The 23,256-nt window shown below is 60.7% G+C and carries 36 protein-coding genes; 17 read left to right on the top strand and 19 right to left on the bottom strand.

Annotated features, from left to right (window positions below; all coding sequences use genetic code 11):
• Positions 1-283 precede the first annotated feature (283 nt).
• Positions 284-1,273 carry a TerB family tellurite resistance protein gene (locus CWE16_RS04110; RefSeq protein ID WP_236629563.1) on the top strand — a complete coding sequence of 330 codons (990 nt, stop codon included), beginning with the start codon at positions 284-286 and terminating at the stop codon, positions 1,271-1,273.
• On the opposite strand, the gene CWE16_RS04105 is transcribed toward CWE16_RS04110, so the two are convergent.
• Complete coding sequence (locus CWE16_RS04105) at positions 1,260-1,430, bottom strand: DUF2256 domain-containing protein (protein ID WP_131593243.1); 171 nt, start codon at positions 1,428-1,430, stop codon at positions 1,260-1,262. The two genes, CWE16_RS04110 and CWE16_RS04105, sit on opposite strands and share 14 nt — an antisense overlap.
• 52 nt (positions 1,431-1,482) lie before the next feature.
• Between CWE16_RS04105 and CWE16_RS04100 the strand changes: the two genes are divergently transcribed.
• Positions 1,483-1,743 carry an acetolactate decarboxylase gene (locus tag CWE16_RS04100; RefSeq protein WP_131593241.1) on the top strand — a complete coding sequence of 87 codons (261 nt, stop codon included), beginning with the start codon at positions 1,483-1,485 and terminating at the stop codon, positions 1,741-1,743.
• A gap of 149 nt (positions 1,744-1,892) precedes the next feature.
• Entirely contained in the window at positions 1,893-2,069 is a 177-nt protein-coding gene (locus tag CWE16_RS04095; protein WP_131593239.1) for a DUF4278 domain-containing protein, read from the top strand.
• Positions 2,070-2,241: 172 nt separating this feature from the next.
• Here CWE16_RS04095 and CWE16_RS04090 read toward each other — a convergent pair whose 3' ends face one another.
• Together CWE16_RS04090 and CWE16_RS12105 are read right to left on the bottom strand one after the other, a co-directional pair.
• Positions 2,242-2,469, bottom strand: a complete 228-nt coding sequence (locus CWE16_RS04090; protein WP_131593237.1) for a hypothetical protein — start codon at positions 2,467-2,469, stop codon at positions 2,242-2,244.
• Positions 2,460-2,630, bottom strand: a complete 171-nt coding sequence (locus CWE16_RS12105; RefSeq protein WP_185189778.1) for a hypothetical protein — start codon at positions 2,628-2,630, stop codon at positions 2,460-2,462. The genes CWE16_RS04090 and CWE16_RS12105 overlap by 10 nt, the downstream gene beginning before the upstream one ends.
• 154 nt (positions 2,631-2,784) lie before the next feature.
• Here CWE16_RS12105 and CWE16_RS04085 point away from each other — a divergent pair, with 154 nt between their 5' ends.
• Entirely contained in the window at positions 2,785-3,042 is a 258-nt protein-coding gene (locus tag CWE16_RS04085; RefSeq protein WP_131593235.1) for a hypothetical protein, read from the top strand.
• Here the strand turns inward: CWE16_RS04085 and CWE16_RS04080 are convergent.
• Positions 3,021-3,389 carry a hypothetical protein gene (locus CWE16_RS04080; RefSeq protein WP_131593233.1) on the bottom strand — a complete coding sequence of 123 codons (369 nt, stop codon included), beginning with the start codon at positions 3,387-3,389 and terminating at the stop codon, positions 3,021-3,023. The two genes, CWE16_RS04085 and CWE16_RS04080, sit on opposite strands and share 22 nt — an antisense overlap.
• On the bottom strand, positions 3,371-3,724 hold the full coding sequence (locus CWE16_RS04075) for a hypothetical protein (RefSeq protein WP_131593231.1): 354 nt from the start codon (positions 3,722-3,724) through the stop codon (positions 3,371-3,373). Before CWE16_RS04075 ends, CWE16_RS04080 begins: the two co-directional genes overlap by 19 nt.
• 47 nt (positions 3,725-3,771) lie before the next feature.
• Here CWE16_RS04075 and CWE16_RS12100 point away from each other — a divergent pair, with 47 nt between their 5' ends.
• On the top strand, positions 3,772-3,921 hold the full coding sequence (locus CWE16_RS12100; RefSeq protein ID WP_201737962.1) for a hypothetical protein: 150 nt from the start codon (positions 3,772-3,774) through the stop codon (positions 3,919-3,921).
• Between the two features lie 8 nt (positions 3,922-3,929).
• Here CWE16_RS12100 and CWE16_RS04070 read toward each other — a convergent pair whose 3' ends face one another.
• The 6 genes from CWE16_RS04070 to CWE16_RS04045 all read right to left on the bottom strand — a co-directional run bounded on the left by CWE16_RS04070 (position 3,930) and on the right by CWE16_RS04045 (position 8,505).
• Positions 3,930-4,223, bottom strand: coding sequence for a DUF1830 domain-containing protein (locus CWE16_RS04070; protein WP_131593229.1), 294 nt, complete (start codon positions 4,221-4,223; stop codon positions 3,930-3,932).
• 105 nt (positions 4,224-4,328) lie between these two features.
• Positions 4,329-4,757 (bottom strand): nuclear transport factor 2 family protein, encoded by a 429-nt coding sequence (locus CWE16_RS04065; protein WP_131593227.1) that lies wholly within the window; start codon positions 4,755-4,757, stop codon positions 4,329-4,331.
• Between the two features lie 65 nt (positions 4,758-4,822).
• Complete coding sequence (locus tag CWE16_RS04060; protein WP_131593225.1) at positions 4,823-5,683, bottom strand: NAD(P)-dependent oxidoreductase; 861 nt, start codon at positions 5,681-5,683, stop codon at positions 4,823-4,825.
• A complete protein-coding gene (locus CWE16_RS04055; protein WP_131594023.1) occupies positions 5,680-6,006 on the bottom strand; it encodes a molecular chaperone DnaJ in 327 nt (108 codons plus the stop codon). Before CWE16_RS04055 ends, CWE16_RS04060 begins: the two co-directional genes overlap by 4 nt.
• A 125-nt stretch (positions 6,007-6,131) precedes the next feature.
• Entirely contained in the window at positions 6,132-7,373 is a 1,242-nt protein-coding gene (locus CWE16_RS04050) for a glutathione S-transferase family protein (RefSeq protein WP_131593223.1), read from the bottom strand.
• A gap of 127 nt (positions 7,374-7,500) precedes the next feature.
• Complete coding sequence (locus CWE16_RS04045; protein ID WP_131594020.1) at positions 7,501-8,505, bottom strand: NAD(P)-dependent alcohol dehydrogenase; 1,005 nt, start codon at positions 8,503-8,505, stop codon at positions 7,501-7,503.
• Positions 8,506-8,716: 211 nt separating this feature from the next.
• Here CWE16_RS04045 and CWE16_RS04040 point away from each other — a divergent pair, with 211 nt between their 5' ends.
• Positions 8,717-8,965: a DUF1651 domain-containing protein gene (locus CWE16_RS04040; RefSeq protein ID WP_131455544.1), complete on the top strand. Its 249-nt coding sequence runs from the start codon at positions 8,717-8,719 to the stop codon at positions 8,963-8,965.
• Positions 8,966-9,036: 71 nt separating this feature from the next.
• Positions 9,037-10,494: a hypothetical protein gene (locus CWE16_RS04035; protein ID WP_131593221.1), complete on the top strand. Its 1,458-nt coding sequence runs from the start codon at positions 9,037-9,039 to the stop codon at positions 10,492-10,494.
• Positions 10,495-10,523: 29 nt separating this feature from the next.
• Here CWE16_RS04035 and CWE16_RS04030 read toward each other — a convergent pair whose 3' ends face one another.
• Both CWE16_RS04030 and CWE16_RS04025 read right to left on the bottom strand, forming a co-directional pair.
• On the bottom strand, positions 10,524-10,796 hold the full coding sequence (locus CWE16_RS04030) for a cupin domain-containing protein (protein WP_131593219.1): 273 nt from the start codon (positions 10,794-10,796) through the stop codon (positions 10,524-10,526).
• Positions 10,797-10,816: 20 nt separating this feature from the next.
• On the bottom strand, positions 10,817-12,136 hold the full coding sequence (locus CWE16_RS04025) for an aromatic ring-hydroxylating dioxygenase subunit alpha (RefSeq protein ID WP_131593217.1): 1,320 nt from the start codon (positions 12,134-12,136) through the stop codon (positions 10,817-10,819).
• 61 nt (positions 12,137-12,197) lie between these two features.
• Between CWE16_RS04025 and CWE16_RS04020 the strand changes: the two genes are divergently transcribed.
• A complete protein-coding gene (locus CWE16_RS04020; protein ID WP_131593215.1) occupies positions 12,198-13,130 on the top strand; it encodes a bestrophin family ion channel in 933 nt (310 codons plus the stop codon).
• A gap of 2 nt (positions 13,131-13,132) precedes the next feature.
• Positions 13,133-13,537 carry a DUF1499 domain-containing protein gene (locus CWE16_RS04015; RefSeq protein WP_131593213.1) on the top strand — a complete coding sequence of 135 codons (405 nt, stop codon included), beginning with the start codon at positions 13,133-13,135 and terminating at the stop codon, positions 13,535-13,537.
• Here the strand turns inward: CWE16_RS04015 and CWE16_RS04010 are convergent.
• Positions 13,519-14,652 carry an NAD(P)-binding protein gene (locus CWE16_RS04010; protein WP_131593211.1) on the bottom strand — a complete coding sequence of 378 codons (1,134 nt, stop codon included), beginning with the start codon at positions 14,650-14,652 and terminating at the stop codon, positions 13,519-13,521. The genes CWE16_RS04015 and CWE16_RS04010 overlap by 19 nt on opposite strands.
• Positions 14,653-14,830: 178 nt before the next feature.
• Positions 14,831-15,493 (bottom strand): SDR family oxidoreductase, encoded by a 663-nt coding sequence (locus CWE16_RS04005; RefSeq protein WP_131593209.1) that lies wholly within the window; start codon positions 15,491-15,493, stop codon positions 14,831-14,833.
• Positions 15,494-15,529: 36 nt separating this feature from the next.
• On the opposite strand from CWE16_RS04005, the gene CWE16_RS04000 reads away from it, so the two are divergent.
• Positions 15,530-15,805: a TIGR02450 family Trp-rich protein gene (locus CWE16_RS04000; RefSeq protein WP_330848524.1), complete on the top strand. Its 276-nt coding sequence runs from the start codon at positions 15,530-15,532 to the stop codon at positions 15,803-15,805.
• Here CWE16_RS04000 and CWE16_RS03995 read toward each other — a convergent pair.
• Positions 15,794-16,459, bottom strand: a complete 666-nt coding sequence (locus CWE16_RS03995) for a class I SAM-dependent methyltransferase (protein WP_131593207.1) — start codon at positions 16,457-16,459, stop codon at positions 15,794-15,796. The two genes, CWE16_RS04000 and CWE16_RS03995, sit on opposite strands and share 12 nt — an antisense overlap.
• A gap of 216 nt (positions 16,460-16,675) precedes the next feature.
• Here CWE16_RS03995 and CWE16_RS03990 point away from each other — a divergent pair, with 216 nt between their 5' ends.
• Complete coding sequence (locus CWE16_RS03990; RefSeq protein ID WP_131594017.1) at positions 16,676-17,365, top strand: SIMPL domain-containing protein; 690 nt, start codon at positions 16,676-16,678, stop codon at positions 17,363-17,365.
• Here CWE16_RS03990 and CWE16_RS03985 read toward each other — a convergent pair whose 3' ends face one another.
• The 3 genes from CWE16_RS03985 to CWE16_RS12095 form a co-directional block, all read right to left on the bottom strand.
• A complete protein-coding gene (locus tag CWE16_RS03985; RefSeq protein WP_131455553.1) occupies positions 17,366-17,578 on the bottom strand; it encodes a hypothetical protein in 213 nt (70 codons plus the stop codon). It lies immediately after the preceding gene.
• Between the two features lie 107 nt (positions 17,579-17,685).
• Complete coding sequence (locus tag CWE16_RS03980; RefSeq protein WP_131593205.1) at positions 17,686-17,922, bottom strand: hypothetical protein; 237 nt, start codon at positions 17,920-17,922, stop codon at positions 17,686-17,688.
• A 4-nt stretch (positions 17,923-17,926) separates the two neighbouring features.
• Complete coding sequence (locus CWE16_RS12095; RefSeq protein WP_201737961.1) at positions 17,927-18,103, bottom strand: hypothetical protein; 177 nt, start codon at positions 18,101-18,103, stop codon at positions 17,927-17,929.
• A gap of 87 nt (positions 18,104-18,190) precedes the next feature.
• Here CWE16_RS12095 and nth point away from each other — a divergent pair, with 87 nt between their 5' ends.
• The 6 genes from nth to katG all read left to right on the top strand — a co-directional run bounded on the left by nth (position 18,191) and on the right by katG (position 23,254).
• Positions 18,191-18,844, top strand: a complete 654-nt coding sequence (gene nth, locus CWE16_RS03975; protein WP_201737960.1) for an endonuclease III — start codon at positions 18,191-18,193, stop codon at positions 18,842-18,844.
• 70 nt (positions 18,845-18,914) lie between these two features.
• Positions 18,915-19,151, top strand: a complete 237-nt coding sequence (locus tag CWE16_RS03970; RefSeq protein ID WP_131593201.1) for a chlorophyll a/b-binding protein — start codon at positions 18,915-18,917, stop codon at positions 19,149-19,151.
• A gap of 72 nt (positions 19,152-19,223) precedes the next feature.
• Complete coding sequence (locus tag CWE16_RS03965) at positions 19,224-19,493, top strand: hypothetical protein (protein ID WP_131593199.1); 270 nt, start codon at positions 19,224-19,226, stop codon at positions 19,491-19,493.
• 180 nt (positions 19,494-19,673) lie between these two features.
• Positions 19,674-20,156, top strand: coding sequence for a hypothetical protein (locus CWE16_RS03960; protein WP_131593197.1), 483 nt, complete (start codon positions 19,674-19,676; stop codon positions 20,154-20,156).
• A complete protein-coding gene (locus tag CWE16_RS03955) occupies positions 20,153-20,983 on the top strand; it encodes a PfkB family carbohydrate kinase (protein WP_131455558.1) in 831 nt (276 codons plus the stop codon). Before CWE16_RS03960 ends, CWE16_RS03955 begins: the two co-directional genes overlap by 4 nt.
• 78 nt (positions 20,984-21,061) lie before the next feature.
• Positions 21,062-23,254 (top strand): catalase/peroxidase HPI, encoded by a 2,193-nt coding sequence (katG, locus tag CWE16_RS03950; RefSeq protein ID WP_131593195.1) that lies wholly within the window; start codon positions 21,062-21,064, stop codon positions 23,252-23,254.
• Positions 23,255-23,256: the final 2 nt, after the last annotated feature.

Below are 23,256 nucleotides of genomic sequence, written 5' to 3'. Positions count from 1 at the left end.
ACACCGACGCGATCGCTGCTCACAAGGCGCTCATCACACCAGATCTGGTACTTGCGCGAGGCCACACACCAGGTCTATTGGTAGATCAGGTGGATGGCAAGACGCGACATTCGCTCTAGCGACCACTTCAGGGTCGGGTGATGGGGCGCATCACCGACTGAGGTCACCCCCGGCTGAAACCGGGGGATTTTTATGCACCGCAGGGTTGCCTTAGCTATCGACAGGGGGAACTGTGGCCCTTGTTGTTGTGAGCATCCAGCCTGGGCGGTCGCTCCCCAAGGACTTGCGCACTCGCTTGGCCACCGCAGGATTGCCCTGCCTGATGACCGTGGCTCGGCTGCACGGCACCCCTTCCACTCGAGCCCTCAGGGCGATTGAGGGCATCCGCGATCACCTGCTGATGGCCAGCAACCTGGACTTGAGCGCGCTCCCCAGCCTGGAGCCCGAGGCCATGGCGGCAGGCATCACCAGCATTGATGCAGATCCGGAATGGCGGGAACGCATTTTGCGCGGCATGACCCTGGTGGCAATGTTCGACGGAGAACTCAGCCCCGAGGCCCTCGAGCTGCTGGAACGCACAGCCAAGGCCTTCCGGGTTGATGCCGCTCCAGTGATCAGCTACCGGCACGTGATACACGAGCGGCAAGCCCTGGTGCGCCTGGATCTGGTACGCCGAAGCTTCGTGCGCGATGCCGCACGAGCCACCCTGCGCGATGGTGGCCTGCCGATGCTCGCGGCAACACTGAAGGGGCTGAGCGGCCATCGCGACGAGTCGACCCTGAAGCGATTCCAGAGCCTGAACGACTACCCCTCCGGAAGCTTTGGCAAGGCCTATGCCGACTTCATCCGCATCAACCAGTTCAGCTTCCCCGGGGATGTGGGCGGACCGCCAGCGCCCGTGTTCCGTCATGATTGCTGTCATGTGCTGGGCGGATACGGCACCACGGCAGCCGAGGAAGGTGGCGTGGTGGGATTCCAGGCCGGCTTCGAGCGCCTCGATCCCTTCGACGTGCTGATGTTTGCGATGGCGGAATTCGAGCTGGGGATCGGCGCCTCGCCTTTCATCCCTGGTGAATTCGGCCAACTAGACCCTGATCGCGTCTTTGCTGGACTTGAGCACGGCAGTCATGTGAACACCGATCTGATCCGTGACATCGACCCCTGGGATCATTTCGCCGATCCTCTCGAGACGGTTCGAGAACGCTTCGCCATCCCAGCTCGAGGCCGTGATCCTGAGTATCCGCAGACCTGTGGTGCCTCTAGCCAGGATTGAGCTCTGAACTGCTCTTGTCCTGACGATTGCGATCGCGGCGGCACCGCTCTGAGCAGTAGCGCACCTCATCCCATACATCCTTCCACTTGCGCCGCCACTGAAAGGGTCGGCCACATACGGCGCAGATCTTGGTGGGACGCTCTGCTCGATGGGACACAGCCTATAGAGAATTTCGTAGCTAGCAGATCATCAGCCAGCACCACACCTCAATGAACAGCACCCTGGTTGGGTTCTGGACCCCCAGCTGTTCCCGCACGATCAACGTGCCGGGGTATCACCTGCATCTACTGACCGATGACCGGCAACACGCCGGCCACGTCCTGGACCTGCAATGCGATCAGATCGAGGTGGATCTGCATCGGGAAGATGCCCTGCATCTGGCTCTCCCTGAAACGCCAGCATTCCTCAAGGCCGATCTCAGCAGCGATCCTGCTGCTGCCCTGGCCATCGCTGAAAGCAAACACAGCTGAACAAGCACTGTGTAACGAGCTGAACCAAAATAAAAATCAGTAGCCATTGCTACAGACAGTCGCTATGCTTCAACCACGTTGAGCCCAATCTTGGGCTGCAGTTCGTTCCGCGCCAGGCAACGGGGGCTCGGGCACTGTGGAGTTCAACCATGAACACCCTCGATCTCACCCGCAACCGCATCCGCAAAGCGGAAGCACTGCAAGAAGCCCAGCGCCTGATGGCGAAGGCCTACAGAGGCGTTGAGTACATCGACGCCCATCACACGGCCCAGAAGCCCCAGAAACCCACCGAGCTTCGCTACCGCGGCGTTCGTTACAGCGTCTGATTCATCCAGTCGCTGCCAATCATCAAGGGCTCCGTTTCGGGGCCCTTTTTAGTGGGCAACGATCAGGTACAAAAAAGGCGGGTGTCTCACGCCCGCCGTCCGGTTCACCAAGCAGAAGCGAGCTTCTGCTCAGATGATTCTGCCGCAGCTCTGCGGCTCTACAAGCGCTGCTTCAGCGATTCGGCCCCTCGATCTGTGACTGAATCTGATCGACGTCCTGCGCAAGCGGTCGGCGGCGACGCTCCACCTGCACAAACGCAAGCCAGGCCAAACTTGCCGCCAGTCCCCCACGCCAGTCGGAGCGGAGAAGCTCAAGAATCGCCACGGTGCTGGCTCCGATTCGCAGACCCCGGAGCACGAAGCTGACCACACGCTGCTGCAGCTCGGGAGTCAGCGGCATGGACGACCGGCGTCCTGCTGACACATCTCCTGATCAAGAAGGTCTTCGGCCAACATCAACAACGCCATTCCCATCAGGGAAAGACTGGATCCAAGCTCAGTGAGACCGGAAGTTTCCAGGGTGCGAGCGGCCTGCAGATGCTGGGACCAAGTCAGTCGCATGAACAACAAGCAACTTTTTCAATCTGACCGTCAATCAGCACAAGCGCGAGCGCATTAACAACCCGAAACACTGACATTCACCCGTCTGGGTGGCCATTGCTACAGCTCCACAGTGCCTGCTCGATACATTCACGCCATCCTCAGGAGGCTGATCATGTCGTCGGGAATTCAGTTCACCACCGAGCAACTCTTTCATGTGGAGCAGTTCAACCGCGCCCTCGATGCCACCACCGACCCAGGGCAACTGCGCGATCTCGCCAAACAGTTACTCCAAGCCTGGCAAACCCAAAAAGCTGCCACCAACTGGATCCTCAACCAGCAGTTGCAGAGTTCATCCAATGCCCTGGCGATGGCCCGCAACTTGGGCAGAAACGAGTCGGAGGCCAACCGCTACTCAGCCGACGAGCCATAACAATGACGGCGCACCAGCGCCATCACCTGCTCAGGATCGGATTCCAACGCATAGGCCTCCCGTTCTGCTGCCTCCACACTGGGCTTCTCCTCGGAGAGCAGCAGGGCGTAGCGGTCAGAAGCAATGCCACCGCCTGCGCAATCCTGAGCTACATGAACTAATTCATGGCTGATGGTTTCCACCACCTGGTCCTCGGTGTGGATCAACTCGGTGGAGAGACAGAACACATTGGAACCGGAAAAATAGTGGCCCACCAACAGAGGGCCATCACAGAGCGGCCTGTGAATCACAGTGGACCCAGCGCGGGATGCCACCACCAGCAGCAGCATCAGAAGAGAAGAAGGCACAACCAGATCACAAGCCCTGCACTGAGGCCGATCAACAGAATCAGCAGCAGGGAGAGCCCCAAGCCTGCGGCCATGGCGATGCGGCGGGTGCTGCGGGGAAACAGCAGATAGAGACTGAGTCCAAAGGCCAGAGGCCAAAGGGGCGGAATCAGGAGACAGACCACAGTGAGCGCGAGAAGCTTTCCCCTGTGCTGCAGCTCCGTTTGCTCCTTCACACGCAACTGATCCTGCTCTTGCGCGCGGGCGACAAGCTCATCGTCACTGGGCCAGCGCCCCAGCTCGCGGGCATGATCCAGCTGCTGTTCGATCTGTTGTCTCTGGGCGGAATCAGCCATACCCCAGCCTAAATCGAGCAGGATGGGCGTACACCGATGGCTGAACGATGCGCGAAATGAGTCTGCTGGAACTGGTGATGCGCAACGTCGCCAAGGTAGCGGCGGGATCTGGGATCGCCGCCATGCTGCTTTGGCTCACCTACGTGATGCTTGACGTGAAACACATGCAAAGCGGGTTCACGCTGCCCACCAACTGAGGAGAATGTCAGGCGGCAGCGGGTTGGCCAGCGATGTGGCTGGCTTGAACCGCTTCGCTTGCAGCTTCCTGTGCGGCTTCCTGTGCGGCTTCGGTCACGGCGTACTCACTGACATCCGCTCGCATGCTGAGCAGCTGGCCATTCATCGCCATCTGCCAGATCTCCACCCTGGAATCCTTAGGAGCGTTGAACCAATAGGTTTCCGCGGGCATCACCACCTTCTCCAGATAAAATCGGTTTTCACCGATACACTTCAACACCACCATTTTCGGAGTGGTGTTGCTGTAAAGGCAGTCCTGCATGGATCGGTCAGAAGCTCGCACCACAGTGGGGGGGGCCTGTCGTGCAGAGTTGTCGGAACCAACACAGAACCAGGGCGTTTTCAGCTTTTTTTCAGAAATCAAACCTCAGGCAACGAAGCGACGGTATAGCCAGCGCACAAAACCGCCGATCACAGGCACCGGGGCAAAGGTCGGTCCCACAAAGTCGAAGTAATCACGATGGTCCACGACCTTGCCCTCGGCATTGAACTGGAGGCGGCTGGTGCCCGGGTAGAGGAACTCAATCCCTTTGATCTTCAGACCCATCTCCCATTCCACAAAGGCGGTGTTCCCCTCGATTGCAATCGCAGCAGGCGCCAGGAACACATCATCACAGCGCTGAATGAGCCCGTCCTGAGCAGCGATGTAGGCAGCGATCCCGTACTTCTCCTGGGTGGGATCTTGAAAATGCACAGCATCGTCGTAAAGCTCCCGCCACTGGGCCTCGGAGGGAGCGGGCTTGCCATAGGGCTTGGTGAACAGAGCGCGCAGGCGATCAGCGTCGAGACGGTGCATCAGTCAGGCCGCGAAGGGGGAATGAAGGGGGCTCAGCCTATGGAGACCGTCGATCAACCGAGACATCAGTCCGAGGCCTGGGTCAGCTCATGCAGAGCTGAATAATCGCCTGCATCGAGAGGTGTTCCCTCGGCGCCTGCAAGCAGAGCCGCCAGACCGTCAAGACCGTGGGCATTCACCCCGGCGAGGGCCGCCTCCCTCAAGAAGAGCTGAAGATCCTTACGCAGCAGGGCGGTGCTGAAGTTGGGGTCGTCGTAGTGGTGCGATTGCATCCGTTCAAGCTTTTTATCGACGGTGGGGGCGTAGAGCGCCGATGGCCGCAACACCTCCATGAAACGCTCCACATCCAGCCCGGAAGCCTGAACCAGTCGCAGGGCAAGGGAATAGCCGTGGGTGAGGCTTGCAATCAACTGGTTAAGCGCGAGCTTGGCAGCGGCACCGGTGCCTACAGCTCCCATCAGACGGGGATGGGCGGACAGGTGGGCGAGCAGAGAGCTCTGGCGCGCGAAGGTCTCCTGGTCTCCCCCTGCCATCACCAAAAGAGTGCCCGCTAGGGCCTCCGGGCGGCTACCAAGCACGGGCGCTTCGAGATAGCAGCCCCCTTGCACGCGAGCCTGAGCGGCCAGCGCCACGCTTTCACTGATCCCCATCGTGCCCATCGGCATCAGGCAGGCTCCCCCAAGCGCTCCAATCCGAGTCACCACCTCAGCTGTGACTGGACCATCGCGAAGCACCGTGATCACGGTGGCCACCCCCTGAGCAGCCTCCGCGGGATCGCCGACGACCTGCGCACCGGCTTCCACCAGGAATCGACAGCGCTCAGGGTTGCGATTCCAAACACGCAGGCTGATGCCCTGGGATAAGAGACGCTGAGCAATCGCTGCACCAAGCAAGCCTGTGCCCAGCAAGGCAACCGTTGTCGTCAAGCAGCGATGGCCTCCATTTCGGGCTGAAGCAGCACGTCGCGGGCATTGTTCAGACGCGTCATCATCTCCGGGTCACCGCCCTTGTCGGGATGGTGTTGCACAGCGAGCGCTTTGTGGGCACGTTTCACCGCCTGCTCCGTTAAACGACCGGACAGAGCCAGCCCAAGGGTCTGGCGGGCACAGATCGCCTCGAACTCAGGGTCGCGCCCTAGGGGCTGGCGCTCACGCTGATGGTTGGACTGACCCGGTTTGCGTTTGCTTTCCTTTCGACGTCTGCCGCGACCCTCAGCGGAACCTGTCGATCCGAAGCCGTTGCCAGCCATTGCGTCGTTATGCATTCACACCACCTTGCTTGATCGTCGGCCCAGGATCCGGTGACGCAGCGAACAGGCAGTCGCTCAGTTCAGGAAAGCTCAGATCAGGAAAGCTCAGTTCAGGACCATCGGGCTCAAGCCAGAAAGGGGCGGGGATCCTGATCAAAGCGATGCTGCAGGGGCAGCGGCTCTGGCTGAGCCGGCCCATCCAGAGCCGCGGTGGCTTCAAGGGCCTGTCGAAGGCAGCGAGCACTCAGAAGTGGCATGTCGCGGGGAACGGAGATCCGGTCGCGCAGGTTGCGCAAGGCCAGGGCGGAACCGGGTTCCGGCTGAACAGGTTCCCCGTGCAGCATGCGCGTGAGTGCAGCACGAAGGGGCTGATCGAAGCCAGGACCGAGCGAGCTCCGCTGCACCAGGGTGTGGCGATGGCGAAGAACCCGCTCCAGGGCACGATGCTCCGGGGAGGGATTCGAGCCATCGGAGTCCTGACTCCAACGGGTCTCCCAGTCGGCGATTCCCTCACCGCGATCGATCCGACGAGCCAGGTCCTCCTGCAAGGGATTGGGGTGAATCCAGCAGCCGCCCATCTGAGGGGGCAGATCGTGGGCATGGGTGTGAGCATCACTCTGCGTGCCCCGATAGGTCTCTAGCTGCTCGAGGGCTGTAAGCCAGCGATCGATGCCGGGATGGTGCTCGCGAAGCAGAAATCCCTTGAAGTAAGCAAGTGAGGCGTTCATCCGTTCCACGTAGGGAATGAACACCAGATCGGCCGTCCCGGGGATCTCCCCAGCCGGAGAAGCGGGATCCAGCCAGGAACCGGCTCCATCCGCCAGGGATGCTTCCATCTGCATCGCCACCCGCTGAAACTGATCACGGGCCAACGCGTCCTGGCGTTCACTGAGCCCCGGAGAGCAGAGCCACAAACACCAGGCGCGGAAGAGACGACGCTCCAGATCTCGCAAGCGACGGACCGCTGGATCTTGCATCCCGGCGCCCAAGGCACCGAAGGTCTGCTCAAGCGCTTCAAGAATGCGATCGCTTTCGGTGATCAGGCGAGCGTCGATTTCAAGTGCCGGAAGCATTCCTGACGGCACCTTGGCGGTGAACCAGGGTTCCTTGGGGCCGTAACAGCGCATCGTCACCTTGCGGATCCGGTAGGGAATCCGCCGGAACTCCAGCCAGAGCCAGACCTTCTGGCAGTAGGGACACCAGGCATGGTGATCGCGGTAGAGCGTGACCCGCACAGCGGACTCCGGCTCGCCGAACAGACGCAGGACGGACTGCGCGTTGGTGGGGCCGTGCACACGCTCGGCTGGCTCAGGAGCAAGGGCGAGCAGTTGCTCCCAGCTCAACGCATTGCTGGAGGCCGCCAGCATCGCCACTCCCACCACTCCAGCGATCGAGGGCTACAGGATGGCAGAAAAAAAGCGCCCGCTGGTGTGAGGAAGACGAGCGCCGATTTCCCAACCCCATGGTTAACGCCTCGTAAAGACATCCGGCTGTTCAATCCGCTACCGAATCGAGAACAAAGCGATAACGCACATCCCCAAGGCGCAAGCGCTCGATGGCCTCATTGACCCGATCCATCGGCAGACGTTCCACCTGAGGGCGAATGTCATGACGCCGGCAGAACTCGACCATCTTCAGCAAGCTCGCGGGCGACGAGGTGGGACTACCGGTGATCGATCGCCGCGACGCAATCAGATCAAAGGCAGCCACGCTGATCGGCTCCAGCACAGCGCCAAGCTGATGCAAGCGACCGAGGGGGGCGAGTGAGGCCATCACTGCCGACCAGTCGAGGGAATGGTTCACCGTATTGATCACGAGATCGAAGCGACCGGCGAAATCGGGCAACGCCTCCAACAGCTCCACGTGATGGGCACCGAAGCGCCTCGCCTCCTCCGCCTTGCCGAGGTTCGTCGTGAGGGCCGTGACCTCACAGCCCCAAGCGCGGGCGAACTGCAGGGCCATATGCCCGAGTCCGCCAATGCCGATCACAGCGACACGAGACGTGGGCGACACCGCCTCGTCGACCAAAGGAGCGAACACAGTGATCCCTCCACAGAACAGAGGGCCAGCCACAGCAGGATCCATCCCCTCGGGCAGTGGAATCGTCCAGTCCTGACGAGCCGTGACGTGGCTGGCGAATCCCCCCTGCCGTCCGACGATGGTGGCCTCCAGTGACCCGCAGAGATTGCCGGTGCCGCCCAGACACTGCGGGCAGTGCATGCAGCTGCCGCTGATCCAACCCAGCCCCCTGAGCTGTCCGACCAAGCCGGGATCCACCCCATCACCAACACGCACCACACGACCCACCACCTCATGCCCCGGCACCAGCGGATAGGCACTCATCCCCCAGTGGTTGTCGAGCATCGACAGATCGCTGTGACAGAGGCCGCAATGCAACACCTGCAGCAGCAGCTCATCACGGGCAGGCTCGAGCATCGGCCGCTCGGCCCGCTCAAGGGGAGCACCGGCCTCGCGGGCCTGCCAGACAGTGACACCCATCGGACGACGAAGCAGAAGACCCACGTTCTAGTCACCCAGCGCAGCCAAGCCCGCCCCAGGACACCTAGCCAACGCCGAGCATCGTTGACACATTTGTACTAGCCACCTAGAACAGGTGTATCAGCGACGGACCAATGGCTCCCAGCTCCCCCTACGCACCCTTTAAGGCCGAGGACTGGATGCGCGCCTCCGTCATCACGCCCCGCAAGCGATGCCAAGGCACGGTTGGATCCAAGACCCCCACACCAGCGACACGAAGCGTTTCCACGCCGACGAAAAAAGCTGGCATCGCGATCCACGCGTGTTCGTGGATTCAGGGCGACCTCTTCCAGGTCAGCCCCCTTTGCTGAAAAACAGAGTGCACCTTCGCCGGGAAACCGCTGAATTGCTTTGGCGCGAACTGCTTCGCGTGGGCTGGCGCACCTGCGAGCCCCAGTGGGGCAGCGATGCAGACATCTAAATTTATTACAATTGAACTGGCCCCCCGCGAGCCGATTATTATTATCAAGAAACAAATTCTATCCAATTAAAATGCCTAACTTCGAGCAAGAAGTTCAATTTATCACTGGTTCAGACTTCACCTACTTCGACTTCAAAGCCGACAACAAGGTCGTGATCCATGCCGACAATCTGCTTGAAGCAGCATACATTGACTGGAATGACAATTATGGCTTCTCGGGAATAAAAGATTTGTTTGAAAAATATTCAGAACTGAGTGATAAGGGTGAATTCCTGCGGGGCGGAATCACATACAGAGACATTAAATCAGGAGACCAGAAGGGCTTCATCTACGAAGTCGAGGAGTTCAACTGGGAAGATAGAGATTATGTTATCAAGGGCAAGATACTCGAGGACATTGAAGATGGCGGCGAGGAAGATCTAGACGAAATCATTGGCAATAATCTCCAGGAAATGCACAATGATTTCATCTCCAGCAAACGCCCTTACGGATCGTTCTCCGGCGGAACAGAAGCAGCATTACTCTTCGATACGCTAACCATCAAAGAATTCCAAGAACAAAATCCCGGCGATTCCTTCCTCACGGACTACACCGATAGCGATATCGCTATTGGACTGAACCGCAACTCTAATGCATTGATGGCGACCAATGCTCAATACGCCGACGCTCAAGCATTTGAGTACCAAAAAAACTGGGAGACAGATCCATTCTCCTGGGACTATCGCAAAAGCGTCGGCAGTGCCGAAGCATATTTAACCCTGACCGCACAGCCTAAACTAAACGCCTATGTAGACATGCCAGACTCTGCATGGAGTTGGTATGACTATGTTTTTTCAGCTCTCTCCCCTGCTTACTTGGCAATCAAGTGGTTCACTTCTAGTGGCAATGGCGCGGGAGAAATAAAAGTTGACATTGATCTCCTTTTGGACTGGGAGGCGACGTCGGGATTCAAAACAGGCGCCGATGACAATGGAATGATCGAGATATTCAACCAGGATGTCAACCTAGGCGGAGTTCCTCTCTTCTTTGGCTACTTCAATGGAGATTTAGGCGCAAAAGCAAACTTGAAGGCAAGTGTAGGCGCCACAGGGTTGGCGTCAGATTATCAATTCAAAGCCAACCAAACGCTCGGAATCGAGATTGCCAACACCAATAAAACTGGCGAATTCAAGTTAAGGAACTTATCCACAGGCATCAATGTTGAAAAGCCAAGTTTTGACGCGATCAAGGACGTCAAGTTCAGCGCATCAATCACACCTGAGGTAAATTTAAAAATTGGCTATGTTATTCCAGACGGCGCGCCCTTTTTCGCGGGTGACTCCGTACTCAGCATCAATGGAGGACTCAATATTCCTGTCACCTTAGATGCCAAGTATGATTTGACCTCTAAAAAAATGGACGGGTCGCTCAAGGTGGAGGGCTTCATCAATGCCAACGCAAAGGCTTTCGAATTCCTCGATGGAGGCTGGACCTACCCAATCGCTAACACTGGGTTCTTCAAAGCTCAGAAAGACAATATTTTTGCCTAACCCAAGTAGGCCTTGCAAATTGTTAAAATTCAGCTGAAGCGGTAATGCTTGCGCACGGGTTGGTGCACGTCCCAGGTGCATTTCAACCCTTTGGGGAATTCGACCAAATCTCCTGCGCCAAAGCTCAAGGGCTCACCCATTTCTGGGGTCACAGTGACGTCTCCCTCCAGCAACAGGCAGGTCTCATGCTGCTCGTAGTGCCAGGGGAACCGGCTCACTTCACAGCCCCAGATCGGCCAGTCCCTCGCCCCCAAAGCAATGATCACGCTTTCGGGGCAGGGAGAAGTCACACGAATCGCCACAGCTTCAGCAGCAGTCCTGATCAACCATGATTACGCGGCGCCAGGCCATCTCCTGCCAGCAGTCCCCGCTCCCAACGTGACACCTGCCGCATCACCAGGCCAGTCGCGATTGCCAGCAGCAAGCCGAGGAGGCTGAGGGCCCCCAACTGACCAAGTCCAATCAGCACCGCCGACAACCAGAGCCCACCCCAAAGCCAGGGCTTCAGGGCCCGCAAGCGCTTGAGAGCCTGCGCACAGCTGCGGCATTGTCGGGTGTGACTGTTGTAGCGATCCATCAGGCTCTCCAGTCCCTGCCGCGGCGGCAGAGCTTGGCCAGCGAACGGCTCCCCACCATGGGCCTTGACCCAGCGATGCAGAGCCGCCACATAGCGATCAGCTGCTGTCGGCAAGTAGAAGGCCCGCTCGACCGCGGCACTGCCACCCGCCGCCGCCAAGACGCGCTCCTGCCAATGCAGGAACACCTGATCGTCTTCCAACACCTTGTGATTGCCGATGTGCTGCAGCCAGCGGGGCCTCAAGCCCAGCAGCAGCCTCGGAGCCGCAGCCTCAAACTGAAATGGGAAGCGGGCGAAGAGGCGGCACTCACCGCGACGGATCGGCACCGCGTAAACCACCGTGAGAATTCGGCCAAATCCCTTGGCCGTCAGGTCATGCCACATCAGTTGAGGCGCACGGAAGCGTGTGAGCTGGGAACCAAGGCGCCCCCGTCTCGGCCCCTCCTCCCACAGCCCCTCAAATCCGTCATCGCCCTCTCGCGTGATCTCCAGCTCAACGGGAGCGGCATTCTCCCGCCGCCCCACCGTGCGGTGGTGGGTGAAAGGCACATGACTCACATCCAGCACGTTCTCCAGCAGGGTGAGCGCATCCATCGGCAGATCCCGGAAGGTGTCCTGCACAATCCAGCCATCGGCCCAGCCGGCACCCTCCTCCCGCAACAGGGGCACCAACGGCAGGGTCTGCGGATTGGCCGAGGCCGGATCACCGCTCCACACAAACAGAAGTCCCTGCCCCGTCGCCGTTGGGAGCGCCTGGCAGCTGGATCGACGAGCCTCCGGCGCGGCCCCATCCCCCATCTGGGGGATACTGCGGCAGGTGCCAGAGCCATCGAAGCTCCAACCGTGATAAGGGCACTCCAACTGCCCAGCCCCATTGATGCGTCCCTCACTCAGGGGCACGAATCGATGCGGACAGACGTCTTCAAAGGCCCGCCAAAGCCCAGACTCCCGATCCCACCAAATCACCAGATCCCTCTCGAGCAGGGTGAAGCGAGCGGGCCTCAAAGGGTCGAGATCACGCAGGTAAGCCACGGGCCACCACTGATCGCTCCAGCTTGGGGGCATCGTCAGGACACAGGTGGCGTCATGATCGCCCCATGGGCAGCATCACCGTGACCTCAAGCCGATGATCGAATCCGGCACCTACGGCAATCCGCCGCGCACACGGCGTCAGGACTATTCGCATGTCCTCCTGCAGCTGCTGAGCCGCATGCGCTACGACCTGCTTGTGCTGTTGGCCGTGACCGGCCTGGTGATGCGTGATGTCATCCCAAGGGGATGGGTGGAAAGCGATGAGATCGTGCGCATCCTCGGCATCGCCGTGTCGATCTTCATCGGTTTTCGCAACACCCAGGCGATCAGTCGCTGGTGGGAAGCGCGCAAGCTCTGGGGATCCATGGTCAACCACAGCCGCAGTTGGGCTGACACCCTCGCCGCCCACCTTCCCGCTTGCCCTGCCGGCCGGCGCTGGTCCAGGACGCTGGTTCGCCTGCAGGTAGCGGTCGTTTGGCAACTGAACTTCCAGCTGCGCAACTATTGGCATCGGGATCTGCGCAGCCTTCAGAACGGACTGCTCGAAGGCCTGCGGCTGCCAAGCACCACCAACCTGCGTCAACTCGGGATGCAGCGGGGGCTCTGGTTGCAGCGCCTTCACGACGAAGGCTTGATCGATGGCTGGGGGCGACAGCAGCTGATGGAGTTGGGCAATGCCTGCACCGATGCGATCGGAGGCCTGGAGCGCATCCGCAACACTCCCCTGCCGGCGTCCTACGACGTGTTCGTGCGGGTCATTAACTGGGTCTTCGGGATCCAGTTGATGCTCAGCTTCCACTACCAGGACGCAGGGCGCTTCAGCAGCTTCAACGGCTTCATGATCATGCTCTGCTTCCTGATGGCCGAGCGGATCGGCGCCTACGTGGAGGGCCCCTTTGATGCCGATGGCAGCAGCTTCTCGTTACCGCTCAACAGCATCTGTCTCACCATCAGCCGCGACCTGCTCGGCTCAGAGACCGATCATGTGCTTCACCTGCAGTCGCAGGATCCAGTGCGCTGGACCTAACCATGGACTCTCTGCTCCGTCTCACCCTGCCGATGATCCTGGGGCTCCTGCACCTGATCGGGCCGGTTCCCGCCGACCTGGGTGTTCACCAGGGGCAACTCAGTCCTTGCACCTCGACCGCCCACTGCGCCCGCCAGGTCTGGAGCGTGAGCGATCCGCAGCAGGCGCTCAACAGCCTGGCTGCCCAGCTCAGCGAGGCCCCACGAACAGTGGTTGAGGAGCGCAGCAACGACTATTTGCATGCCACTTGCAGCAGTCGACTGTTCGGCTTTGTCGACGATCTCGAGCTTTATGCAGACCAAGACAACCAGCAGCTGCAAGCCCGATCCGTCTCGCGACTCGGGGATTCCGATCTAGGCGTGAACGCTCGGCGCCTGAAGGACCTCCATCAGCAACTGAGCAGTTGATCGGACAGGTCAAGGGCACTTTGAAGCGCCCCCTCGGCGAGCCCGTACCCAGAGCCATCAATCCAATCGCCACAGAAGCCCACCTGGCTTTGGGGACACCACTGCAGGGACTGGGGCAGTCTCCGACCATTCGGCCGAGCCGCACCCCAACGCATGACCCCCAACGATCGGGCCTGGGGCAACAAGCGCTCGAGCTCAGGCCAGGGAGCCAGGAGTTCCGGGAGCTGAGCGCGAAGCCGAGTCTCCTGTGCTGCGATCAAGGTGGGTTGACTTTCAGGGGTGATCGCCTGCCCATCATCGAGACCATGCACCACCAAACCGAGCCGTCCATCCACTTGCCGTTGCAAGACCAGACGTTCGACACCGAAGCGTTCCCGTGCGGAGGCCGTCAGCCAAATCTGCCGAGGCAACAACGCATCACTGCCAGGAAGCTCGAGCATGAGATTCCAACGCACCGACGCGTCTAACTCAGCGATGGTGGCCAGGGCCTGATCCAGCTGTGGATCCGCTCCGGCCGGCACCGCTGCACGAAGTGGCACCTCAGTCCAACCCAGCATGGCCAGGGAACGGGGGTGGGCCAGGAGCGTCCCGGTCAGGACGAGAGAGCGAGCCGGCCAGGTGTCATCGAGCAGCCAGGCCTCGGGGCGACGCTGCAAGCGACTGATCCGGGTGCCGTAGTGGGTCTGGGTGCCGGCTCCTCCAGCGCTGAGCAGCGCTTCCGCCACCGTCGCCATCGTCGGCTGACCACGCCAACAATGGCCAACCAGCTGTGGATCATCGGGTCGAGCCGCGAGTCCTCCATCGGGATCCAAGCCAACAACCGGTTCCCGATCGGGCACCAGAACCCCTTGGACCTGCAGCGACTCCAGCAGCTTGGCCAGAGGCCCTGTGGGCTCGCCCGTCATGGTGAGAGTGGGAGCCCCATGGTCCAGCCGCCAACTGGGATCCTCTCGGCGCCGCCTGGTCGCGGCTCGACCTCCCGGCCCGCGGCCTGCCTCCAGGACGAGGATTGTGCCCTGATAACCGCCAGCCCGCAGGGCTGCCACCAGGGCTGCGCCGGATAAACCAGCACCAATCACGGCCAGGTCCACGGGTCGGTGCTTGGACAGATCCATGCTTAGAGGACCTCCTCCATGCTGTGGACGACCGCTTGAACCATCACCGGGATCGGTGCTAGCACATAAAAAAGACGGGTGGCGGCCCGTCTCCCATCTCCCGACGTGACGTCTCGAAGGTTGTCCCTCCCGACAGGGCTGTTATCGCGCAACCCGACCAGGGTGGCTGTAGGAACAATCACTTAATCAGTCGTTCAAGGGGCTGGGGCGATTGATCCTGGCGGCTGGTGACTTCAAGAATCCTGCCAATGGATGCCGGCGTTGCCAGGGCCTCCACGCAAGCCTGGGCCACAAGTCGCCGAGGGATGGAATCGCGCAGTTGTTGATCAGGGCCGGTCCAGACAATCCCTTCAGACTCCAGCTGCTCTTCCCGCTCAGAGAGACCGCCAGGGCGAATGACGGTCCAGTCCAGACCACTGGTTTCCAAGGCCCGTTCTCCGATCCGTTTCCACACCAAAATCAGACCAAAGAGATTGAGTGGGTGCCGCCAACGTCCGGCGCAGAGTGAGCTGACAAGCAGAATCCGGCGAACCCCCAGACGCCGGCAACTCTCCACCTGCCGCTGCACACCCCAGGCATCCACCCGCATCGGCGCGGTCAGGTCGATCGACGGTCGAGCCCCGGTGGCGATGACCAGAGCATCCACCCCCTCGAGGGCCTGATCCAGGGCAGCCTGATCAGAGAGCTCCAGTCGTCGCTGATCGCAATGGTTGAGGCTCTCTGGGCAGATGGAGCTAGGCCTCAGCAGCAAGCGCGGCGTCTCGCCTGCCTTGAGAAGTTCTTCGGCGATCCGGTAGCCGGTCTTGCCGGAAGCACCGCTGATCGCAATCGTGCGCGCCATTGGGCGACCTCACGGAGTGATGCGGGCAGCGTAACGATGGTGCTGCAAAGACGGCGTTGGATCACCGACGATGGGGGGACCTGGTGGCCTCCAATGCCGGCACGCCTCTCTCAGGCCTGGACAAGCAGCGCCGCCCGCGAGGGCTATCGCCACTTCCGACTGATCCTCCAGGGGGGCCGCGGAAACGAGCGCTGGGTTGAACTCGAGCCCCTGCTGCAGCGGGGCCTCCGCCTTCGCGTGACCTGCCAGGAACTCAAAGACTCCAGCCAATGGCTGAGCGGCTGGCAACCGCTGCCCCCGTCAGACGACTGACGAGGGCACAGGACGCGTGGCGATCACGGCGAAGAAAGGATCCCCCGGAGCACCGAGCCAACCAGACATCCCCGTCGCCCGGGTGGATTCAGCAATCAGCTCGGGGCGAGGCCAGCCCTGGGCAAGCAACACCTCGGACACGTAGGCCAGGTGCTCACGGTCATCACTGTCGGTCCAGACCTGGGGCGCCTTGCTGAAGAACATCCGGTTGCTGAAGGCCACGATCAGCTGCCCATTGGGCCTGGTGATCCGTAGCAGTTCGGCCGCCACCGCTTCCGGTTGCTGCAGGTACTGCCACCCCGCAACGATCAGGATGCAATCCACGCTGGCGTCGGCCAGGGGCAAACGCTGATCCTGATTGAGGTTCTGCACCCAGTGGCGATCGAGGCGGTCATTGGCCCTCAGTTCCTCGGCATTGAGCCCATGGCCAATCACCTGCTCATACGTCACGTCATCAGGGAGATGGCTAACCCAGCTGCTCATCAGATCGAGCACCACCGCGCAGCTTGGGATGCGCTGCCTGTAGAGCGCGGTCAATCGTTGACGAAAGGCACCATCAAGGTGATGCACAAAGCGAGGCTCTGCATAGAAGAGAGCGTCATTGGCACCATCGAGCTTGGTGCGCTGAGCCTGAGTCAGCACCTGCACCACCATGGTTTCCGCTTCAGCGCAACCCGCAGACGCTAGGCAGCGTCCTGGGTCAGCTGGGCGGTGTCATCACTGGTCACAAGGCGAGACGGTTTCAGTCATGACTTCACTCTGATGATTTTTAGGGTGAATCCAGAACAAGTCACTGCCTTGACGGATCCTGCCACGACCCAGCATCGCGTCCTCGACTTACTCCGCCGCACCCCTCCTCTCGTGCTCCCCATGCTCGTGCTGAGTGCGGGGCTTGTGGTCGCCGGCGCCGTGGCCGTGAAAGGGATTCGGACCGCATCCGACACGATCACGGTGACCGGTGCCAGCACAGAGCGAATCCGCAGCGATTACGTGGACTGGACCGTGACAGTGAGCGGGAGTGGTCCCAGCCAACAGAGCGCTTACCAGAGCCTCCAACCGCAGCTGCAGCGCACGCTGGCCTATCTGGAGGAGCAGGGAATACCGGCCAAGGCCATCGGTCGGGGCGTCATCCAGTCCTCCAGCGATGACATCCGCAACCGCGTGACCGGTGCACTGATGAGCACCAATTGGACGGCTCGCCAACCGATCCGGATCAGCTCAGCCGACGTGACCTTGATTCGTGATGTCTCGATCCGAATTAGTGACCTGGTGGGCCAGGGGGTCTCGATCACAGTGGAGCCACCGGCCTACACCTACACGAAGCTGGCAGAGAAACGGGTCGACATGCTGGCCAAGGCCACAGCGGATGCCCGCAAGCGAGCGATCGCGATCGCCGACCAGGCGAATTCAGGAATCGGCGCGATCACCAAGGCCGATACAGGCACCTTCCAGATCACGGTGCCGAACTCCACGGAGATGGGCAGCTACGGCTCCTACAACACGAGCACGATCGACAAAGACATCACAGCCGTCATGGGCGTGACCTTCCGAGTGCAGTAGTCAAGGAGCCTCGCTGGGCAGAAAACGTGGGGCCAGTCGAACGGCCAGCACCACCGCTGCAGCTCCGTAACCGGCGAAGGTGGCCGCCTGCCCCAAGGAGGCGGTGGCATACACCTCACGGGTGAGCAGCAACCAATCCACCAGTGAAGAAGCAGTCCCCCAGATCAGAACCCAGACAGACACGTACACCACTCCTCTCACTGTGCGATTCACTGGGCCCCGGCAACTGCCCGGACGCTAAATCAAGCCTCAGTGACGGCGCAGCCATGGGGACGCTCCTCTCAACCCATCGCCGAGGTCCTCATGCGAACCGTTCGCCCTCAGCCCCCTTCCATCGACTGCTGATGACTGTGTTGCCTGTAGACGTCACTCAGTAAATCCTGATCAGTCACTGGATCCTGATCCGTCTTATTTGAGAGGCGATCAAGCTGCCCCATGGGTTTCGGAGCTGCCTCTTGAGCTTTCTCCGGAGCGGTCTCCCCGGCGAGCTCCCGTGCAATGACCCGTTCATAAGCACTTTGGGCACCCCCTTCGTCAGACCGACGGTCCTGGGTCATGGATTTAGGTGGGAGATGACGCTGTGGGACCGTCCTCGAGATCGCAGCGATTGATCGCCTGCGCCTGGGGGTCCACCTGCTGGAGGCGCTGAAGAATATGACGCAGATCGGCACCGGCAAGTTCGCCGTTAACTTCCCATTTCAGGCTGGTTCCCCTGCGGGGATGACCGCTCTGCACCATGACCGTTGTCCAGGTCCGAAAACTCTGATCAACTGGGAGACCGCCCGACCAGACAACAGATCAATTCTTAACAAACCCTTAAGAGCCGTGAGGAAACAGGAGCGAGCCAAAGCGATTCAGGCGCACTTGGAAGCGCGCTACCCGCAAACGCCGATCCCCCTCGACCATTCCGATCCTTTCACCCTGCTTGTCGCCGTGCTGCTGAGCGCCCAGTGCACCGACCGCAAGGTGAACGAGGTCACACCATCGCTATTCGCCGCGGGGCCCACCCCGGCGGCGATGGCCGCCCTGGAAGAGGCCGAGATCCTGCGCCACATCCGCCAGCTAGGGCTGGCCAATACCAAGGCCCGCAACGTCAGAAAGCTGGCCCGAATCCTTGTGGACACCCACCAGGGCCAAGTGCCGCAGACCTTCGAAGACCTGGAGGCCCTCCCAGGCGTTGGCCACAAAACGGCCAGCGTGGTGATGGCGCAGGCCTTCGGAGTGCCCGCCTTCCCTGTGGACACCCACATTCACCGACTCGCCCAGCGCTGGGGGCTCAGCTCAGGCCTAAGCGTCGAGCAAACCGAACGAGACCTCAAGCGCCTGTTCCCGATCGAAGCCTGGAACAAGTTGCATCTACAAATCATTTTTTACGGGCGTGAACACTGCACGGCTCGGGGTTGCGACGGCACGGTTTGCCCGCTGTGCCGAGAGCTATATCCCAAACGCAACAAGCCCGTGCCCTGGCGAAAGGCCTAAAGGCAGATCACACGAAAACTCTCCTCGTCAAAACCCTGTTACAGTTCTTATCAGTTGATCGGTCATCCGCATGGAGCGCAATCAAGCCAGTGACAAGTGGTTCCAGGATTCGGCAGCTCGCTCGATCCACCAGGAACAGCTCTCCCGGGTTGAGCGTTTCAATGGTCGCGCTGCCATGCTCGGCATTGTCATCTGCATCCTGACCGAAGCACTAACTGGCCAGGGCATTGTTCACCAGATCGGCCTTGGACCCCTCGTGGACGGCTACGCCGCCTGCAGCGCCCGCTTCCTGCCCTTCTGCTTCTGATCGCAAGCATCCCCCACGCCCACCAACAGGCGCCCATCACAGAGGTAGGGTGATTTGCCGCGAGTGGGCGCCATGGCAAAGAAAAGACGGAAACTCAGCAAGCCAATGGAAGCTGAGATCAGCGCTGCTCAGAAAAAGGTGGAATTGATCTCAGCCAAGATTCGCGATATTCGCGAAGAGGATATTCAGAATGAATACGCAGAAGCCTTTTCGAGGGTTCATGCCGCAGTCACCCACTTGGCCAAGCTCTACACCCTCGAGGGGGTGACTGAGGAAAGCGAAGGCACTCTTGCTCTCTATCAAGGCTTGATGCAAAGCTTCGAAGAAGAATACGAGCTTTGACTCCAAGATTTCAGCGGAGCAATCAATCAATGTTTTGATCGCTGGCTACAGAGACAAGCCTTGAAAATCGTTGTTTTTTTAGATAAAACGCGTTGGCATTCTGTCGACGAATCGATATCAATGTCAGAACTCACACGCCCGAGCAATCAGCAGGAACCCCCTCGTTGGTTCACCCTTGCCATGGCGTCTCGATGGCCGCTAGCCGTGGTGATTTCTGCTTGGGTCATCGCTGTCGCAACCATCGAGGTGCTCAAGCAACCGCTCCCTGTCGGTCTTCACCGCAATCAGCCCCTACCCGTCAGGCTGGTGGGTGGAATCAGCCTGGATCAGGTTCGAGCACCGGTTCGCTTGCAAAGTGAGGAACCGCTGAAGATCGAAGCCTCGGCAACCCTGCCGGTCCGAGCGGACGTGGAAGTACCCGGCGGCGTTGCTGTCAACAAACCCGTGGCTGTCACGGGTGCTGTGAACGTGAGCGGCAACGTCAACGTCGACGAGGTGACCGCTCCTGTGACAGTGCACGGTCCTGATCAGGGTGCGATTCTGGTTGGGAGCCCGGAGGATCAGCCTCTCAGCGTGGATGGCAACGTGGATGTCAACCGAGTTGGCGGCAAAATCAAGGTTCAGCTGCGCAATGCAGCGCAGTCAGTGCTGCCGATCCCGTGATCGCAACGCCTCAGAGATTGCCGCCCCTCCAACTGGCAGTGGTTGGCCATCTCGAATGGGTCAACTTCTTAGCCGTGAATGCGCTGCCTCAAGCTGGTGTGATCAGTCGCGCCCATCGCAGCCTCGAGGAACCGGCCGGGGCTGGAGCCGTGGTGGCTGTGCAGCTGGCTCGACTCAGCCGCAGGCCCGTGCTGTTCTTCACCGCCCTTGGCCGCGATGCCCATGGCGAACGCAGTGAAGCTCGCCTGCGAGAGCTTGGGGTGGAGCCGGTGGTGGCCTGGCGCGAGCAACCGACCCGACGGGGGATCAGCCTGGTCGACGGCAGTGGTGATCGGGCGATCACGGTGATTGGCGAGCGACTCACACCGCTCGCCAGCGACCCCCTCGACTGGGAGCGCCTGGAGGACTGCGACGGAGTCTTTGTGTCCGCCAGCGACGCCGCTGGATTGCGCCTGGCTCGTCAGGCCAGAGTTCTGACGGCCACACCCAGGCTGCGACTGCCGCTGCTCCAAGACGCCAGGGTGAAGCTCGATGCCCTGATCGGCAGTGGCCTGGATGCCGATGAACAGATCCCCTTGGACGCGCTTGATCCAGCTCCTGCTCTAACGATTGCCACGGAGGGGGCCGCCGGTGGCACCCTGACCCCTGGGGGGCGCTATTCACCCGAGCCCCTGCCTGGCCCCCTGGTGGAGAGCTATGGCTGCGGCGACAGCTTCGCGGCTGGCATCACCGCCGGACTCGCCGCCGGCTGGACCGTTGATGACGCCGTAACACTCGGGGCCCGTTGTGGCGCAGCCTGTGCCAGCCGATTCGGCCCTTACGGCTGAAGGTGGTGGATGTGTAGGCGAATTGGCAACACCGTGATTAAGTTCCCGAAAGATGTGTGCTGAAAGGGAACCAACGTCATGTCAGACCTGAAGTGTCCTTTCAGTGGTCATACCGGAGCCACGACCCCTTCCGGCGGGACCACCAATGCCCACTGGTGGCCAGACCAGATCAACCTGAGCCTCCTCCATCAGCACCATCCAGGCTCCAATCCGCTCGGGGCTGAGTTCAACTACGCCGAGGCCTTCTCCGAACTGGATCTGGAGGCGGTGAAACATGACCTGCAGGAGTTGATGACCGACTCCCAGGATTGGTGGCCGGCCGACTGGGGCCATTACGGCGCCCTGTTCATCCGAATGGCCTGGCACAGCGCGGGCACTTACAGGATGGCCGATGGCCGCGGTGGAGCGGGCCATGGCAACCAACGCTTCGCACCTCTCAACAGCTGGCCGGACAACACCAATCTCGACAAGGCACGGCGACTGATCTGGCCGATCAAACGCAAATACGGCAACAGGATCTCCTGGGCCGATCTGATCATCCTGACCGGAAACGTGGCCCTGGAATCCATGGGCTTCCGCACCTTCGGCTTTGCCGGCGGTCGCACAGACATTTGGCAGCCCGAAGACGATGTGTTCTGGGGGAAAGAAACCACGTGGCTCGGCGATGAGCGTCATGCCGCCGATGGACAGCTCAACACCCCCCTAGCAGCGGTTGAGATGGGGTTGATCTACGTGAATCCGGAAGGCCCCGAAGGCCATCCAGATCCGGTGGCATCAGGACGCGAGGTGCGAGAGACCTTTGCGCGCATGGGGATGACCGTGGAGGAGACCGTCGCCCTCGTCGCTGGAGGGCATACGTTCGGGAAATGCCATGGCGCCGCGGCAGCCGATCACCTAGAAGCTGAGCCGGAAGGTGCGGGCTTGGAGGAACAAGGACTGGGCTGGCGCAACCGCTTTGCCAGCGGCAAGGCGGAGCACACAATCACCAGCGGCATTGAGGGGGCTTGGAAACCGAATCCCACCCGCTGGGATCAGGGCTACTTCGAGATGATGTTCAGCTACGACTGGGAACTCAGCAAAAGTCCTGCCGGGGCCTGGCAATGGGTGGCCAAAGATGTGAAACCACACCACATGGTCCCCGACGCCCATGTGCCAGGGAAAAGCTCGGCGCCGATCATGACCACGGCCGATCTCTCCCTTCGGCATGACCCAATCATGGAGCCGATCGCTCGTCGTTTCCATCAAGATCAAGGGGCTTTCGCTGACACCTTCGCGAGGGCCTGGTTCAAGCTCACCCATCGCGATTTAGGTCCCCGTGCTCTCTACCTCGGTCCGGACGTCCCCGAAGAGGTGCAGATCTGGCAGGACCCAGTTCCGGCCGTCAACCACCCCCTGATTGACGACGTAGACATCAGCAACCTCAAACGGCAGATCCTGGCCAGTGGCCAGAGCATTTCCGCCCTCGTGGCCACAGCCTGGGCCTCAGCATCCACATTCCGCGGATCCGATCGCCGAGGGGGTGCCAATGGCGGACGGATCAGGCTCCTGCCCCAGCGCACATGGGAGGTCAACGACCCCGAACAGCTCAATGGTGCTCTCGCTGCCCTAGAAGCGGTTCAAACCCAATTCAACAGCAGCTCCAGCAATGGCAAATCGGTCTCGATCGCTGATCTGATTGTGCTGGGAGGTTGTGCAGCGGTGGAGAAAGCCGCCGCCGATGGGGGCCACACCGTGGTGGTGCCCTTCCATCCCGGCCGCACCGATGCAGGGCCAGAGCAGACCGACACGGCCTCCTTCAATGCCCTCAAGCCTTTGGCAGACGGGTTCCGCAATTGGCAGCGCAACGGCCTTCCCCTTCGGGCCGAGGAGTTACTCATTGACAAGGCCCAGCTGCTCACGCTTAGCGCCCCTGAAATGACCGTGTTGCTTGCGGGCCTGCGGGTGTTGGGAGCCAACACCGCCGGCAACCGTCAAGGCGTGTTCACCCAAAGCATCGGTGTGCTCAGCAACGACTTCTGCGTGAATCTGCTCGACATGACCACCCACTGGATACCAACCAGCGAGGCGCAGGATGCCTATCTCGGTCGCGACAGCACAACCGGTGCCGAGCGCTGGACCGCCAGCCGTGCGGATCTGGTGTTTGGATCGAACAGCCAGCTTCGCGCCATTGTTGAGGTGTACGCCCAGAACGATGGCAGTAGCCGGTTCATTCGCGATTTTGTGAAGGCCTGGGTCAAGGTGATGGAACTCGATCGCTTCGATCTCCGCTGAGT

The organism is Synechococcus sp. BS55D, assembly GCF_004332415.1.
Taxonomy (GTDB): domain Bacteria; phylum Cyanobacteriota; class Cyanobacteriia; order PCC-6307; family Cyanobiaceae; genus Synechococcus_C.
Note: the sequence above shows the minus strand (reverse complement) of the source record. Positions and strands in the feature narration are given on the sequence as shown.

Bases quoted from the DNA above. Each gene is read 5' to 3' on its own strand.
- CWE16_RS04100 (WP_131593241.1), top strand. From the start codon at position 1,483: ATGAACAGCACCCTGGTTGGGTTCTGGACCCCCAGCTGTTCCCGCACG.
- CWE16_RS04095 (WP_131593239.1), top strand. From the start codon at position 1,893: ATGAACACCCTCGATCTCACCCGCAACCGCATCCGCAAAGCGGAAGCA.
- CWE16_RS04090 (WP_131593237.1), bottom strand. From the start codon at position 2,469: ATGCCGCTGACTCCCGAGCTGCAGCAGCGTGTGGTCAGCTTCGTGCTC.
- CWE16_RS12105 (WP_185189778.1), bottom strand. From the start codon at position 2,630: ATGCGACTGACTTGGTCCCAGCATCTGCAGGCCGCTCGCACCCTGGAA.
- CWE16_RS04085 (WP_131593235.1), top strand. From the start codon at position 2,785: ATGTCGTCGGGAATTCAGTTCACCACCGAGCAACTCTTTCATGTGGAG.
- CWE16_RS04075 (WP_131593231.1), bottom strand. From the start codon at position 3,724: ATGGCTGATTCCGCCCAGAGACAACAGATCGAACAGCAGCTGGATCAT.
- CWE16_RS12100 (WP_201737962.1), top strand. From the start codon at position 3,772: ATGCGCGAAATGAGTCTGCTGGAACTGGTGATGCGCAACGTCGCCAAG.
- CWE16_RS04070 (WP_131593229.1), bottom strand. From the start codon at position 4,223: ATGCAGGACTGCCTTTACAGCAACACCACTCCGAAAATGGTGGTGTTG.
- CWE16_RS04065 (WP_131593227.1), bottom strand. From the start codon at position 4,757: ATGCACCGTCTCGACGCTGATCGCCTGCGCGCTCTGTTCACCAAGCCC.
- CWE16_RS04055 (WP_131594023.1), bottom strand. From the start codon at position 6,006: ATGGCTGGCAACGGCTTCGGATCGACAGGTTCCGCTGAGGGTCGCGGC.
- CWE16_RS04050 (WP_131593223.1), bottom strand. From the start codon at position 7,373: ATGCTGGCGGCCTCCAGCAATGCGTTGAGCTGGGAGCAACTGCTCGCC.
- CWE16_RS04045 (WP_131594020.1), bottom strand. From the start codon at position 8,505: ATGGGTGTCACTGTCTGGCAGGCCCGCGAGGCCGGTGCTCCCCTTGAG.
- CWE16_RS04040 (WP_131455544.1), top strand. From the start codon at position 8,717: ATGCCAAGGCACGGTTGGATCCAAGACCCCCACACCAGCGACACGAAG.
- CWE16_RS04035 (WP_131593221.1), top strand. From the start codon at position 9,037: ATGCCTAACTTCGAGCAAGAAGTTCAATTTATCACTGGTTCAGACTTC.
- CWE16_RS04025 (WP_131593217.1), bottom strand. From the start codon at position 12,136: ATGCCCCCAAGCTGGAGCGATCAGTGGTGGCCCGTGGCTTACCTGCGT.
- CWE16_RS04020 (WP_131593215.1), top strand. From the start codon at position 12,198: ATGATCGAATCCGGCACCTACGGCAATCCGCCGCGCACACGGCGTCAG.
- CWE16_RS04015 (WP_131593213.1), top strand. From the start codon at position 13,133: ATGGACTCTCTGCTCCGTCTCACCCTGCCGATGATCCTGGGGCTCCTG.
- CWE16_RS04010 (WP_131593211.1), bottom strand. From the start codon at position 14,652: ATGGATCTGTCCAAGCACCGACCCGTGGACCTGGCCGTGATTGGTGCT.
- CWE16_RS04005 (WP_131593209.1), bottom strand. From the start codon at position 15,493: ATGGCGCGCACGATTGCGATCAGCGGTGCTTCCGGCAAGACCGGCTAC.
- CWE16_RS04000 (WP_330848524.1), top strand. From the start codon at position 15,530: ATGGTGCTGCAAAGACGGCGTTGGATCACCGACGATGGGGGGACCTGG.
- CWE16_RS03995 (WP_131593207.1), bottom strand. From the start codon at position 16,459: ATGGTGGTGCAGGTGCTGACTCAGGCTCAGCGCACCAAGCTCGATGGT.
- CWE16_RS03990 (WP_131594017.1), top strand. From the start codon at position 16,676: ATGCTCGTGCTGAGTGCGGGGCTTGTGGTCGCCGGCGCCGTGGCCGTG.
- CWE16_RS03980 (WP_131593205.1), bottom strand. From the start codon at position 17,922: ATGACCCAGGACCGTCGGTCTGACGAAGGGGGTGCCCAAAGTGCTTAT.
- CWE16_RS12095 (WP_201737961.1), bottom strand. From the start codon at position 18,103: ATGGTGCAGAGCGGTCATCCCCGCAGGGGAACCAGCCTGAAATGGGAA.
- CWE16_RS03970 (WP_131593201.1), top strand. From the start codon at position 18,915: ATGGAGCGCAATCAAGCCAGTGACAAGTGGTTCCAGGATTCGGCAGCT.
- CWE16_RS03965 (WP_131593199.1), top strand. From the start codon at position 19,224: ATGGCAAAGAAAAGACGGAAACTCAGCAAGCCAATGGAAGCTGAGATC.
- CWE16_RS03960 (WP_131593197.1), top strand. From the start codon at position 19,674: ATGGCGTCTCGATGGCCGCTAGCCGTGGTGATTTCTGCTTGGGTCATC.
- katG (WP_131593195.1), top strand. From the start codon at position 21,062: ATGTCAGACCTGAAGTGTCCTTTCAGTGGTCATACCGGAGCCACGACC.